This is a genomic window from Shinella sp. HY16, from assembly GCF_028534175.1.
GTDB lineage: Bacteria > Pseudomonadota > Alphaproteobacteria > Rhizobiales > Rhizobiaceae > Shinella.
This window is the reverse complement of sequence record NZ_JAHYXL010000001.1, coordinates 509,905-523,579: the sequence shown is the minus strand read 5'-3', so window position 1 is coordinate 523,579 and position 13,675 is coordinate 509,905. Positions and strand designations below refer to the sequence as shown.

At 65.3% G+C, this 13,675-nt stretch carries 14 protein-coding genes; 8 read left to right on the top strand and 6 right to left on the bottom strand.

The window, feature by feature from the left end; all coding sequences use genetic code 11:
- Nucleotides 1–8 precede the first annotated feature (8 nt).
- The 6 genes from K0P03_RS02560 to minE all read left to right on the top strand — a co-directional run bounded on the left by K0P03_RS02560 (nt 9) and on the right by minE (nt 5,718).
- Entirely contained in the window at nt 9–950 is a 942-nt protein-coding gene (locus K0P03_RS02560; RefSeq protein ID WP_037404935.1) for an ABC transporter permease, read from the top strand.
- Nucleotides 947–1,807, top strand: a complete 861-nt coding sequence (locus tag K0P03_RS02555; protein ID WP_023516253.1) for an ABC transporter permease — start codon at nt 947–949, stop codon at nt 1,805–1,807. Before K0P03_RS02560 ends, K0P03_RS02555 begins: the two co-directional genes overlap by 4 nt.
- 2 nt (nt 1,808–1,809) lie before the next feature.
- Entirely contained in the window at nt 1,810–3,615 is a 1,806-nt protein-coding gene (locus K0P03_RS02550) for an ABC transporter ATP-binding protein (protein ID WP_272788816.1), read from the top strand.
- Nucleotides 3,616–3,840: 225 nt separating this feature from the next.
- Nucleotides 3,841–4,611 carry a septum site-determining protein MinC gene (minC, locus tag K0P03_RS02545; RefSeq protein WP_023516255.1) on the top strand — a complete coding sequence of 257 codons (771 nt, stop codon included), beginning with the start codon at nt 3,841–3,843 and terminating at the stop codon, nt 4,609–4,611.
- 31 nt (nt 4,612–4,642) lie between these two features.
- On the top strand, nt 4,643–5,458 hold the full coding sequence (minD, locus tag K0P03_RS02540) for a septum site-determining protein MinD (protein WP_023516256.1): 816 nt from the start codon (nt 4,643–4,645) through the stop codon (nt 5,456–5,458).
- Nucleotides 5,455–5,718: a cell division topological specificity factor MinE gene (minE, locus tag K0P03_RS02535; RefSeq protein ID WP_023516257.1), complete on the top strand. Its 264-nt coding sequence runs from the start codon at nt 5,455–5,457 to the stop codon at nt 5,716–5,718. The genes minD and minE overlap by 4 nt, the downstream gene beginning before the upstream one ends.
- A gap of 59 nt (nt 5,719–5,777) precedes the next feature.
- Here minE and K0P03_RS02530 read toward each other — a convergent pair whose 3' ends face one another.
- Together K0P03_RS02530 and K0P03_RS02525 are read right to left on the bottom strand one after the other, a co-directional pair.
- The gene (locus K0P03_RS02530; protein WP_272788815.1) at nt 5,778–6,269 is read right to left on the bottom strand and encodes a GAF domain-containing protein; all 492 of its coding nucleotides are present in this window, start codon (nt 6,267–6,269) and stop codon (nt 5,778–5,780) included.
- 104 nt (nt 6,270–6,373) lie between these two features.
- Entirely contained in the window at nt 6,374–6,778 is a 405-nt protein-coding gene (locus tag K0P03_RS02525) for a hypothetical protein (protein ID WP_272788814.1), read from the bottom strand.
- Nucleotides 6,779–6,834: 56 nt separating this feature from the next.
- Between K0P03_RS02525 and K0P03_RS02520 the strand changes: the two genes are divergently transcribed.
- Nucleotides 6,835–7,254 (top strand): helix-turn-helix domain-containing protein, encoded by a 420-nt coding sequence (locus tag K0P03_RS02520; protein WP_272788813.1) that lies wholly within the window; start codon nt 6,835–6,837, stop codon nt 7,252–7,254.
- An 88-nt stretch (nt 7,255–7,342) separates the two neighbouring features.
- On the opposite strand, the gene iolD is transcribed toward K0P03_RS02520, so the two are convergent.
- Nucleotides 7,343–9,184: a 3D-(3,5/4)-trihydroxycyclohexane-1,2-dione acylhydrolase (decyclizing) gene (gene iolD / locus K0P03_RS02515; protein ID WP_053190926.1), complete on the bottom strand. Its 1,842-nt coding sequence runs from the start codon at nt 9,182–9,184 to the stop codon at nt 7,343–7,345.
- Nucleotides 9,185–9,274: 90 nt separating this feature from the next.
- On the bottom strand, nt 9,275–10,450 hold the full coding sequence (locus K0P03_RS02510) for a Gfo/Idh/MocA family protein (protein WP_272788812.1): 1,176 nt from the start codon (nt 10,448–10,450) through the stop codon (nt 9,275–9,277).
- A 127-nt stretch (nt 10,451–10,577) separates the two neighbouring features.
- Between K0P03_RS02510 and iolG the strand changes: the two genes are divergently transcribed.
- Complete coding sequence (gene iolG, locus K0P03_RS02505; protein ID WP_272788811.1) at nt 10,578–11,579, top strand: inositol 2-dehydrogenase; 1,002 nt, start codon at nt 10,578–10,580, stop codon at nt 11,577–11,579.
- Between the two features lie 60 nt (nt 11,580–11,639).
- On the opposite strand, the gene K0P03_RS02500 is transcribed toward iolG, so the two are convergent.
- The gene (locus K0P03_RS02500) at nt 11,640–12,551 is read right to left on the bottom strand and encodes a MurR/RpiR family transcriptional regulator (protein WP_023516486.1); all 912 of its coding nucleotides are present in this window, start codon (nt 12,549–12,551) and stop codon (nt 11,640–11,642) included.
- Nucleotides 12,552–12,719: 168 nt separating this feature from the next.
- Nucleotides 12,720–13,667: a substrate-binding domain-containing protein gene (locus K0P03_RS02495; protein ID WP_272788810.1), complete on the bottom strand. Its 948-nt coding sequence runs from the start codon at nt 13,665–13,667 to the stop codon at nt 12,720–12,722.
- Between the last annotated feature and the right edge of the window lie 8 nt (nt 13,668–13,675).

Genomic DNA, 13,675 nt, shown 5'->3' with positions numbered 1-13,675 from the left:
TGGCAAGGATCGTCCGGGCACTGTTGAACCGGCTGGGGGGCATGGCCATCGTGCTCGCCCTCGTCGTGACGGTGGTTTTCGTCATCGTCCGCGTGACACCGGGCGATCCCGCCGCCGTGATGCTGGGGTCGGATGCGACCCCGCAGGACATCGCCGAACTGCGCACGAAAATGGGGCTCGATGCGCCGCTGATCACCCAGTATGGCCAGTTCGTGCTCGGCATATTGAAGGGCGATCTCGGCCAGTCGATCTTCCTCAACCAGCCGGTGACCTCGGCGCTTGCCGCACGGGCGGAGCCGACCTTCTTCCTCACGCTGTTCTCGATCCTGATCGCGGTTGCGATCGCGTTGCCGGTCGGCATCCTCTCGGCCGTCAAGCGGGGCACGCTGTTCGACCAGGTCGTCGTGACGCTGACCATGGTGGCGGCAAGCGTGCCGAGCTTCTGGCTCGGCCTCATGCTCATCCAGGTCTTCGCCGTCGGCCAGGGCTGGTTCCCGGCCTCCGGCTACGGCGGGCCGGACACGGCCTTCCTCGAGCGGCTGCACCATCTCGTGCTGCCTGCCGTGGCGCTCGGCATCGTCAATTCGGCACTGATCACCCGCTTCACCCGTGCCGCCATGCTGGACGTTCTGGGTGACGACTATGTGCGCACCGCCCGCGCCAAGGGGGCGAGCGAGCGGCGCGTCATCCTGAAACATGCGCTGAAGAACGCCCTGATCCCGATCATCACCGTGATCGGCCTCTCCATCGCCATGCTGGTCGCCGGCGCGGTGGTGACGGAAACGGTCTTCGGCCTGCCGGGCGTCGGCAATCTCGTGGTCTCGGCCGTGCTGCGCCGCGACTATCCCGTCATTCAGGGTACGCTGCTCGTCGTCGCGGCGATCTATGTGCTCATCAACTTCATCGTCGACATGCTCTACATCCTCGTCGATCCGCGGGTGCGCCTATGATGACCGCCTCCCTTTCCATGCCGCTCGTCTCCAGCCTGCGGCGGCTCTTCCGCAACAAGGCCATCCTCATCGGCGCGATCATCCTTGCCATCGTACTCGTGGCGGCGATCCTCGCCCCGTGGGTCGCGCCCTATGCGCCGAACAAGCTGTCGATCGTCAACAAGCTGAAGCCGCCGTCCCTCGCCCATGTCTTCGGCACCGACGAATTCGGCCGCGACATCTTTTCCCGCGCCATCTATGCGGGACGCATCTCGCTGCTCGTCAGCCTCGGCGTCGTCTGCATCTCCACGGTGCTCGGCGTCATCATGGGGGTCGCAGCCGGTTTCTTCCGCAAGCTCGACGCGCCGATCTCCCGGCTGCTCGATGCCATGATGTCCTTCCCGGACATCCTGCTCGCCATCGCGCTGGTCGCTGCGCTCGGGCCGTCGCTCACCACGGTCATCCTGGCGCTCGGCATCACCTATGCGCCGCGCCTTGCCCGTATCGTGCGCGGCTCGACACTGGTGCTGCGCGAGCTGCCCTACATCGAGGCCGCCGTCGCCATGGGCCTGCCGACCTGGCAGATCCTGACGCGCCATGTGCTGCTCAACCTCGCCTCGCCCATCCTCGTGCAGGCGACCTTCGTCTTCGCCTCGGCGATGCTCGCGGAAGCAAGCCTGTCCTTCCTCGGCGTCGGGGTTTCCACCGATATGCCGACCTGGGGCACCATGCTCGCCTCCGGCCGCGAATACATGAACAACGCCCCCTGGCTGATGGTGTTTCCGGGCCTTGCCATCGTCTTCTCGGTCCTCGCCCTGCAACTGCTCGGCGACGGGCTGCGCGATCTCGTCGATCCGCGCCTTGCGAAGGAAAGCTGACCATGACCGCTCCCACGAACCGGCCGGTGCTCTCGGTCGAGAACCTGACGACCTCCTTCAAGACTGCCGAGGGGTGGCGCGCCGTCATCCGCGACATCAACGTCGAGGTGAATGCCGGCGAAACCGTCGCCATCGTCGGCGAATCGGGCTCGGGCAAAAGCGTCACCGCACTGTCCACCATGCGCCTCCTGCCGGCAGGCCGGGCGCGCTGCGAAGGCCGCATCCTGCTCGAAGGACGCGACCTCCTGAAGGTGAGCGAAGCGGAGATGCGCTCGGTGCGCGGCGGCACGATCGGTATGATCTTCCAGGAGCCGATGACCTCGCTCAATCCGGTCTTCACCATCGGCAACCAGGTTGCCGAGGCCCTGGTGCTGCACCGGGACCTGTCATGGAGCGCCGCGGAGGCCGAAGCGCTGCGGCTGATGGAGCGCGTGCGCATCCCCGCCGCGAAAAGCCGTCTCAACGAATATCCGCACAAGTTCTCCGGCGGCATGCGCCAGCGCGTGATGATCGCCATGGCACTCGCCTGCCGCCCGAAACTGCTTATCGCCGACGAGCCGACGACCGCACTCGACGTGACCGTGCAGGCCGAAATCCTCCATCTGCTGCGCGAATTGCAGCGCGAGGAGAACATGGGCGTGCTCTTCATCACCCATGACATGGGCGTGGTCGCCGAGGTGGCGGACCGCACCCTCGTGATGTTCCGCGGTGACATGGTCGAGACCGGCCCGACGCCGCAAATCTTCGCGGCGCCCAAGGCGATCTATACCAGGGCGCTGCTCGCCTCCATCCCGCGCCTCGGTACGATGGGCGACGCTGCTGCACCCCGCCGCTTCCCGAATGTCGATCCCGCCACCGGCGAGGCCAGCGACGGCGGCGTGACGTCGCCCGTTCCCGATGGCGTGCAGCCGATCCTGAAGGTGGAAAAACTCGCGGTCCGCTTCGCGCTGCCGCAGGGGCAGATCCATGCGGTCGAAGGCGTCTCCTTCGACCTGAAGCCCGGCGAGACGCTGGCGCTGGTCGGCGAATCGGGCTGCGGCAAATCCACCACCGGCCGGGCCATCATGCGCCTCGTCGATCCGAGCGCCGGTTCGATCACGGTCGACGGGCAGGATGTGACGAAGGCGAGCGCCGGTTCGCTGCGCGCCATGCGCCGCACCTCGCAGATGATCTTCCAGGATCCGTTCGCCTCGCTCAACCCGCGCATCACCATCGGCTCGGCGATTGCCGAACCCATGCTGGCGCATGGCCTGATGGGGCGGCGCGAGGCGAGGGACAGGGTGGCCGAACTCCTGCAGCAGGTCGGCCTCTCCGCGGCGATGGCCGACCGGCATCCACACGAATTTTCCGGCGGCCAGCGCCAGCGCATCTCGATCGCCCGGGCGATCGCGCTGCAGCCGAAGCTCATCGTCGCCGACGAAGCGGTCTCGGCGCTCGACGTGTCGGTGAAGGCGCAGGTTTCGAACCTCCTGCTGGATCTGCAGGAACAGCACCGCCTCGCCTATCTCTTCATCTCGCACGACATGGCGGTGGTGGAGCGTGTCAGCCATCGCGTCGCCGTGATGTTCCTCGGCGAGATCGTCGAGATCGGCCCACGGGCGGCAATCTTCGACAATCCGCAGCACGCCTATACACGCCGCCTCATCTCCGCCGTGCCGATCCCCGACCCTGCCCGGCGCGGCCAGTTGAACCCTCCGCTCAACGAGGAGATCAAGAGCCCACTGCGCCCGCACGGCTATGTGCCGCCCAAGCGCACCTACCGCGAGGTCTCACCGGGGCATTTCGTTCAGGACAGCATGGCTGCCTGACGCCCGATCAACGCTCCCCCAAGCCTGCCCGCCGGTCGCATCGTGCGCCGGCGGGCTTTTTTGTGTTTGCCGCGACAGCCGCACGCGAAAACCCTAACTTTTCCCGCTTCACGCGAACCGTTGCACGGGCGCCTCAGGGCGCATGCCTCGCGCCAGCCAGACCTGTAAATTAACCTTTTGTTAACCATTCCATCGGTACACCGAAGCAACCGAAAATTAACGAAGATGACTGACGTGTTAACCCAACCACGGCCGATCCGCCTCAAGGGGCGCTCTTTCCTTGCGCTTGCGCTGACCCCGGAGCTGCCCTTCGAGGACTGGCTGGTGCGGCTTGACGATCTGGCAGCGCGGTCCGCCGGCTTCTTCCTGCGGCGTCCGGTGGTGCTGGATGTCGATGGGCTGGATATCGAGAAGGCGGAGCTTCGCGAACTCGTCAGCCAGCTGAACGCCCGCAACGTGCGCGTCATGGGCATCGAGGGCGCGCGGTCCTCGCTGCTCGGCGCAGACATGCCGCCGGCCATGACCGACGGCCGCCCGGCCGGCGACATCGAGGCGCCGGTTGCGGAGGAACGCACGGAAAAGGTCGGCAAGGCAAAGAAGACGGAAAAGGCGGAACAGCCCGCCGAATCGGTCGTGGTGCCCGCAAGCCCGTCGCCGATGCAGGCGGTGCCGTCGATGGTCGTCGCCCGCCCTATCCGCTCGGGCCAGTCCATTTTCTTTCCCGAAGGCGATGTCACCATCATCGGCTCGGTCGCATCAGGCGCGGAAATCGTCGCCGGCGGCTCGATCCACGTCTATGGCCCGCTGCGCGGCCGGGCCATGGCCGGCACAATGGGCAATGCTTCTGCGCGCATCTTCTGCCGCAAGCTCGAAGCAGAACTGATCGCCATCGACGGCTTCTACAAGACCGCCGACGACATGGAACCGGACCTGCGCGGCAAACCCGTGCAGATCTGGCTGGAAGGCGAAGCAATCAAGGCAGCAACACTCGGCTGAACCGAGGACGGTTCAAACAACGGAGAGGTCAATGGGCAAGGTAATCGTGGTCACATCGGGCAAGGGCGGCGTCGGCAAGACGACGTCGTCTGCCGCGCTCGGCGCCGCGCTGGCGCAAAACGGCGAGAAGGTCGTGGTCGTGGATTTTGACGTCGGCCTGCGCAATCTCGACCTCGTCATGGGTGCGGAACGCCGCGTCGTGTATGACCTCGTCAACGTCATCCAGGGCGAAGCCAAGCTGACGCAGGCGCTGATCCGCGACAAGCGCGTCGAGACGCTCTACCTGCTGCCGGCGTCCCAGACCCGCGACAAGGACAATCTCACGCCCGAGGGTGTCGAGCAGGTCATCGCCGCCCTGAAGAACGCCTTCGACTGGGTGATCTGCGACAGCCCGGCCGGCATCGAACGCGGCGCGACCCTTGCCATGCGCCACGCCGACGTGGCGATCGTCGTCACCAATCCGGAAGTCTCGTCCGTACGCGATTCGGACCGCATCATCGGTCTGCTCGATTCCAAGACGCTGAGGGCGGAGAACGGCGAGCGCGTCGAAAAGCACCTGCTTTTGACGCGCTACGACGCCGTGCGCGCCGAGCGCGGCGACATGCTGAAGGTCGACGACGTCCTGGAAATCCTCTCCATCCCGCTGCTCGGCATCATCCCCGAGAGCATGGACGTGCTGCGCGCCTCGAACGTCGGGGCTCCGGTGACGCTCGCCGACGGACGCTCGGCTCCGGCACTCGCCTATTTCGAAGCTGTCCGTCGCCTCAAGGGCGAGACCCTGCCGGTCACGATCCCCGGCGACAAGCGCAGCTTCCTCGGCAAGATTTTCGGAAGGAAGGCGGCATGAATCTGTTCCGTTTCTTCTCCCGCGCCCAGTCGGCGCCGGCAGCGCGCGAGCGACTGCAGGTGCTGCTCGCCCACGAGCGGGCCGCCACCGGTGACGTGGACCTCGTCAACAAGCTGCGCGACGAGATCCTGAAGGCAATTTCCAAGCACATGCAGGTTGATGACGAGAAGGTCTCGATCAAGATGGAGCGCGGCGCGCAGGTTTCGACGCTTGCCGTCGACATCGAGATCCCGTTCGACGCCGGCAAGAAGGCGGCTTAAGGCCTCCCCTCTGCTGCCACAAACAAAAAACGCCCGGTGAAAGCCGGGCGCCTGCCGTTTCAGAGATCGCTCGCCAAGACGTAGAGTGCGGCGAGCGCTTCGAAGCCGGCCTGGTCCTCCGCCGTAAACCGGCCGGGCAGCGGGCTGTCGAGATCGAGAACACCAAACACGACGCCGTCGCGGACGAGCGGCGTGACGAGTTCCGAGCGCGAGGCGGCATCGCAGGCAATATGCCCCGGAAAGGCGTGCACATCCGGCACGAGCTGGCTTTTGCACTCGGCCACCGCGCTGCCGCAGACGCCCTTGCCGACAGGGATGCGCACACAGGCGACCTTGCCCTGGAACGGCCCGAGCACCAGTTCCTGCGGCGTTTTCAGGAAGTAGAAGCCCGCCCAGTTGAGATCGGCGACCGCGCCGAAGATCAGTGCGGAGAGGTTCGCCGCGTTGGCGATGGCATCGCGCTCGCCATGCAGCAAGCCTTCGGCCTGGGCGAGCAGCTCGCGGTAGAAGCCGATTTTGTCGGCCGCCTCGATTTTCCGGATCTCATGCATGGCAGTCCTCATGGACGACGGTTTTCATCGGATCGTCGATAGACCCGGGCGGCTGACCTTGCAAGGGTGGAGACCGGCGCGGAATCAGCCGGCTGCTTACGGCCTCATTCCATAATGTAGCGTTTTGCAAGCCGCGCTTCGGCACGCAGGGCATCGGCGCGATCCGGCCTTTGATGACGGTCCATTTCGGCAGCCGCGCGCTCGCGCTCGGCGATGTCGGCCAGCAGGATCGCCCGCACCTGCGCAGCGCTCAGGGAAAGCCGTTCGACCTCCGCAGACCCGTCGCGGAAACTGTGGTGATCTGCGGCACGGTGCCCCGGCTGAAACGGCGGCGCTTCGGCGTTGTCGATCGCCGCGACGAGCGTCCGGATCAGTTTTGCCTCGTCTGGGCGGCCCTCCTTTATGGCGGCGCGCAGATCGCCGCGCATGCGGGCTTTCATTTCACCGGCGGCATCGCTTGTCTTGTCGACATTCCCTTGCGGTTGAATTACCATCTCAACGTCCTTCAATGTTCCATAAAAATCTATCTATATAGAGCAATAGGGAATAAATCAGAGCACATCACATGACGCAACAGCTTTTGACCGTCGAACAGGCAGCGCAGCAGCTGAACCTGCACCCGAAAACCGTGCTGCGGTACATTCACGACGGGCGGCTGCCTGCAACGCGGGTCGGAAAATCCTACCGCATCCTCCGGGTCGACCTAGACGCGCTTGCCGGCGTCGCAAGCGGGGGAAGCGAAGCGGACGGGAGCGCGCGCACGACCTGCATAACGGACATCCCCGACATCACGCTCGAGGCCGCGGAACGCATGGCGACATTTCTCCAGGCCGTCGCACTTACCGGGGACGCCGGCACCCCGCCACTGCATCTCCAGACGGCATTCGATCCACAGGCGGGAACACTGAAGATCATCGCGATCGGCAGCCCTTCGGATGTCGGCAAGCTTCTGGAAATGATGCACCTTCAGATGCGGGCGCGGTGAGAGGCGGTCCTGTCGCCGCACCACCAAGAAACAGACCCGGCACGCTTTCGCATGCCGGGCCCGGCCAGTTCTGCCGAAGGCCAAGCGGTTAAACGCCGACGCGCTGCTTCCTGCGGCCGGCCTGCTGGTCGGCCGCCGCGGCATTGACCTCTGCCCGCGCACTCACCTGCGGCACGCCGACATCCCACCAGGCATCGCCCGGCGTCCAGGTGAAGGCGTCGGAGACGATGGTGATGACGGTGGTGCGGTCGGTCGTCTGTGCCCATTCAACGGCGTCGCCGAGATCGGCAAGGCTTTCGACCCGGCGGGTGAGAGCCCCCATCGCCTCGGCGTGCTTGGCGAAATCGACCGCGAACGGTTCCTTGACGCGGCAATCCTTCAGGAGATTGTTGAAGCCCGGCGTGCCCTTGGCGTTCTGCAGGCGGTTGATGACGGCATAACCGCCGTTGTCGCAGACGACGAGGATCATCTTGTGGCCGGACAGCACGCTCGAATAAATGTCCGAGTTCATCATCATGTAGGTGCCGTCGCCGATCATGACGATCGGCGTGCGTGTGGGATCGGCCATCGCGGCACCCCAGCCGGCGGCGATCTCGTAGCCCATGCAGGAGAAGCCGAACTCGCAGTCGAAGGTGTTCGGCGCCTTGACGCGCCAGTTCTTCATCACCTCGCCCGGCAGGCCGCCGGCGGCGGTGATCAGGAGGTCACGCTCCCCGGCCTTGGCATTGACGATGCCGACGACCTGGGCATAGGTCGGCACCGGTGCATTGGTCGGCTTCTGGTAGCCGTCGAGCGCCGCGTTCCATTTTGCGAATTCGCGCCGGCCCTTCTCCGTCCAGCCGGCATCCGCCTTGTAGTCGCCGATCACGGCATCCAGTTCGGAGACCGTCTCCAGCGCATCGCCGACGACGGCGACAGCGCGGTGCTTGTTGGCATCCCAGCGGGCCGCATTGATCGAGACGAAGCGGGCATCGGGCGAGAAGGCGGTCCAGGAACCGGTGGTGAAATCCATGAGGCGCGTGCCGACGGCGAGCACCACGTCTGCCTCACCCGCCAGTGCATTGGCCGAGGTGGAGCCGACGATGCCGATTGGGCCGACATGGGCCGGATGGTCATGGGTGACCGTGCCCTTGCCGGCAATGGTCTCGCAGAGCGGGATGCCGTGCTTTTCGGCAAAGGCAGCGAGCGCCGTTTCCGCGCCGGAATAGCGCACGCCGCCGCCGGAGATGATCAGCGGACGTTTTGCCGCCTTCAGCACGCGCACGGCCTCCGCAAGGCTGTCACGATCCGGCCGCGGGCGCGGCGCCTTGTGGATCGTCGGCGCAAAGAAGCTTTCGGGATAGTCCCAGGCGATCTCCTGCACATCCTGCGGCAGGGCCAGGAAGGCCGGGCCGCAATCGGCTGGATCCAGCATGACGGCGACGGCCTGCGGCAGCGAGGAGAGGATCTGCTCGGGATGGACGATGCGGTCCCAGTAGCGCGTCACGGCCTTGAAGGCATCGTTGACGGTGATGGTCGGATTGCCGAAATGCTCGACCTGCTGCATGACCGGATCGGGCCGGCGGTTGACGAAGCTGTCGCCGGCGAGAAGCAGGATGGGCAGGCGGTTGGTATGCGCCACGCCGGCCGCCGTCACCATGTTCAGCGCTCCCGGGCCGATGGAGCTGGTCGCCACCATGATCTGGCGGCGCCGCGTCGCCTTGGCAAAGCCGATCGCGGCAAGCGCCATCGACTGCTCGTTCTGGCCGCGCCAGGTGGGCAGCGTGTCCTTGACCGCCTCCAGCGCCTCGGAAAGGCATGTTACATTGCCATGGCCGAAAATGGCGAAGACGCCGGGAAACAGCGGTACGCGCTCCCCGTCGATCTCGGTGAACTGGTTGCACAGGTAACGCACCAGAGCTTGCGCCATGGTCAGGCGGATGATGGACATGGTAAACCTCCCTCAGCCGGCCTTTTCGCGGCGGCCACTGTCCGGAAACTTTTATTTCATGATCAAAATTATTGCAATACTTATTGCATATCACAATGACAAAGAGCAGCCCACCCAGGCGCCGCCCGACTGGTTGGAGGCCAGCGCCGCCTCGATGAACTTCACGCCGAGCGCGCCGTCCACCGCCGTCGGATAGGCGAGCAGCCCCTCGGGCAGGGTCCGGCCGAGACGGCGCGCCTCGATGGCGATGGCGAATTCCTCGTAGAGATTGCCCCAAGCGTCGCTCAGCGCTTCCGGATGGCCGCGCGGCATGTGCACGAAACGCGCCGCATGCGTGCCGATGCCCGCCCCCTCGCCGCGCGTCAGCACGCAAGCCGGCTCGCCGAAACGGCGGACATGCAGCAGCTCCGGCTCCTCCTGGTTCCATTCCAGGCTCGCCTTGTCGCCGAAGACGCGGATGCGCAGGCCGCAATGGGCGCCGGGTGCGACCTGCGAGATCATGATGGTGCCGGGAATGCCGCCCTCGTAGCGCACATGCATGAAGGCCGTGTCCTCCAGCGCCTTCGGCGGGCCGAGCGTGTGGAACTCCGCCCGGACGGCGGTGACGGGGCGACCGCAAACAAAGGCGCCGAGATGATGGCAATGGGTGCCGATATCGCCGGTCGTGAAAGTGGGACCGACGATGGCGGGATCGACGCGCCACTGGGCGCCGGCTCCGGCCTCGCTCGGCGGCGTCAGCGCCCATTCCTGGAAATACTCGACGTGCACCTGCTGCAATTTGCCGAGCGCGCCCTCCGCGATCATCTGGCGAGCCTGGCGCACCATGGCGGAGGCGGCATAGGCATAGGTGACGCCGAAGACGAGGCCCGTCTCCTTCTGACGGCGCACCAGGTCGAGCGCATCGTCGAGCGTCGTCGTCAGCGGCTTGTCGCTGATGACGTCAATGCCCTTCTCCATGAAGACGACGGCGATGGCGTGGTGGGAATTGTTCGGCGTGGTGATTGCCACGGCATCGATGCCGTCCGGCCGCGCCGCCTCACGCTCGGCCATCACGCGGTAGTCCGTATAGATGCGATCGTCCGCAAGGAGCCAGGCGCGGCCGGATTCCTGCGCCACCTGCGGGCGCGACGACAGCGCGCCGGCCACCACATCCCAGCGGCCCGAAAGCCGCGCGCCGCGCGCATGCACCTTGCCGATGAAACTGCCCTGCCCGCCGCCGATGACGCCGAGCCGCAAACGGCGCCCGGCCAAGGGAAACTCCGCCATGCTCTCCTCCTCCACATTCTGGCCGCCCGGAACGGGCTTGCAAAAACCCTCTTCAGAATTAATATTGACGAAATTTAATACACGCAACTTTTTTTGCAATCCATCCATCACCTCAGGAGGAGGAACCATGACGAGGATCGCACTGCTCGGCTGCGGGCGCATCGGCAAGATGCACGCGGCCACCATCGCCCGCGCCGAGGGCGCCACGCTTGCCGCCGTCTACGACCCGTTGACCGCCGCCGCCGAGGGGATCGGCCGGCTTTACGGCTGCCCGGTCGCCGCCAGCGCCGACGAAGCGATCGCCCTTGCCGACGCCGTGCTGATCGCCACCTCCACGGCCACCCATGCCGACCTCATCGAGGCCTCCGCGCGCGCCGGAAAGGCGATCTTCTGCGAGAAGCCGATCGACCTTTCGCTTGCCCGTGTCGTCGCCTGCCGCAAGGCCATCGTCGGCTTCGACAGGCCGGTCCAGATCGGCTTCAACCGCCGCTACGATCCGGGCCACCGGGCCGCGCGCGACGCGGTGCACGCCGGCAAGATCGGCGATCTCCAGCAGGTGATCATCACCTCTCGCGATCCTGGCCTCGCCTCGCGTGACTATCTCAAGGTTTCCGGCGGCATCTTCCGCGACATGACCATCCACGATTTCGACCTTGCCCGCTTCATGCTGGGCGAGGAGCCCGTCGAGGTCTTCGCCACCGGCAGTACGCTCATCGACCCGACGCTTACGGAATTCGACGACGTCGATTCCACGATGATCGTCTTGCGCACCGCGAGCGGCAAGCTCTGCCACATCAACAATTCCCGCGCTGCCGCCTATGGCTACGACCAGCGCGTCGAGCTGTTCGGCGCAAAGGGCATGCTGATCTCCGGCAACCGGCGCGCCCACCAGGTCGAGCGCTTCACCGCGACCGCCACCGGCGCAGGCGAACCCTATCTCGACTTCTTCATCGAGCGCTACGTCGAAGCCTTCGAGATCGGCCTGAAATCCTTCCTGCACTGCGTCGCCGCCAACGCTGCGCCGGACGTGACCTTCGACGACGGCGAGAAGGCGCTGGTGCTGGCCGAGGCCGCCATCCGCTCCAAGGCGGAAGGCCGCTTCATCAGGGTCGAGGAGATCACCGGCTGAAGGGCCGTGGCTGGAGCATTTCCGGACGCAAAACCGCTACGCACTTTTGCTGGAATTGCTCTAGCTCTTGCGCCGCTGCCTGCCCGTGACCGTCGGGATCTCGGGCGAGCCCTTCTTGTCCTCCTGCAGGAGGGCCGCAAGTGCCACCGCGATGGTCTGCGTCAGGCACATCGGCGCGGCAAGCGAACGCGAGAAGGAATATTCGTCTTCCGGGATGGTGAAGAGCACCGCCGCGTTCTTGGCGAGCGGCGAGAGCTGGCTGTCGGTAATCGCGACGATGGGCGTGCCGTTCTCGGCCGCGACATCGGCAATCGTCACCACCTCCTTGGCATAGTGGCGGAAGGCGATGGCGACCAGCACGTCCTTCTTGCCCATGACCTTGGCCATTTCGGGCGCAAGGCCGCCGGCGGGATCGAGCAGGATGACCCGGCACTGCAGCATGGAGAGCACGTAGCGCAGGAACTTGGCGATCGGCTCGGAGCGCAGCTGGCCGGCGATGAAGATGGTGTTGGCATTCTTCAGCGCGCGCGCCGCCTGCGACAGGCTCTCCTCCGTCGTGGTGTTCAGGAGCTCCTGCAAGGTGGCGATGTCACGCACGACGAGGTCGTGCAGGAAGCCGAGATTGCCTTTGCGCTTGGTCTTTTCCAGGTCGACGTCGAGCGCGCTGATGCGCTCGCGATAGCCAGGCGCGGCCGTCGACAGGCGGCTCTGGAACACCGACTGGAGCTGCTTGAAGCCGGAAAAGCCGAAATGCTGGGCGAAGCGCACGAGGATGGAAGGGTGCGCGCCGCACTGTTCGGCAATGGCGTTGATCGACTGCATCGCCACGATGTTCGGGTTCTGCGTGATGAAGCGGGCAACCTGCTGGAAGCGGTCGGACAGGTTCGGATAGGCCTCGGTGACGATGTTGACGAAGGTCTCGTAGTTCGCCGTCTTCGGCGGCGGCTGATCGGACTGCTTTACCCTCGGCATACGGCCTACTCCCCGGATGGTACTGTTTCGGATCCGGGATGAGCCGGTGCCGGTCCATATTTGCAGTATTGCATAAAACCGAAGTCTGCAACGCTCGCCCGGAAACGGCACATCCCGCCATGCCCGGGAGCATGGCGGGAGGCCGGGAGGCGTGCTCCGGGCCTGCTATCAATAGGGCGCGTCGGGGAAATAGTATTCCGCGGCATTGTCCTTGGTGATCAGCGGGCTGCCGAGCACGTAGCGGCCATTGATCGGGGCCTGCGTGGCGTATTTCATCGTGACGAGCTCGATCGCCGGGATGATCAGCGTCGGCGGGTAGAAAATGTCGGCATCGACCATATCGTGGCCGTCCATGACAAGCTTGATGACCTTGTTCATGCCCGAACCGCCGAGCACCGTAACATTCTTGCGGTCGGCCTGCTTGATCGCCTCGATGGCGCCAAGCGCCGCATCGTCGTCACCGGCCCACACGCCGTCGATCTGAGGGAAGCGCTGCAGGTAGTCCTGCATCACCTCGAAGCCCTTGTCCGGGTTCCAGTTGGCATATTGCATGTCGAGCACTTCGATCTTCGTATCCTTCAGAGCAGCATTGAAGGCGTCGATGCGGATGTTGTCGATCGCCGTCGGGATGCCGCGCATCACGACGATCTTGCCGCCGTCCGGGAACTTCTTCTTGAAGTACTCGGCGGCCGCCGTGCCGTATTGCGGGTTGTCGCCACCGACATAGAGATCCTCGATACCCTCTTCCGCAAGGCCGCGGTCGACGGTGGCGATGAACACGCCCTTGGCCTTGGCGGCCTTGACCGGCTCGGTCAGCGGGTCGGATTCAAAGGGCAGCACGACAAGCGCGTTGATGTTGCGCGCCATCAGGTCCTCGATGTCGTTGACCTGCTGCGTCGCGCTGGAGGAGGTCGCCAGCACGAAATCGATGTTCGGGAAGGCTTCCTTCATCCGGTCGATCGTGCGTTTGGTGTGGTAGTTGAGGCCGCCCGTCCAGCCGTGCGTCGCCGCCGGGATCGAGACGCCGATGACGGCGTCGGCGGCAAGGGCGGGCGCCGTGAAAGCGGCAATGGCCACCGCACCTGCGGCGAGCATGGATTTCAGTCGATGGAACATTCACTTGT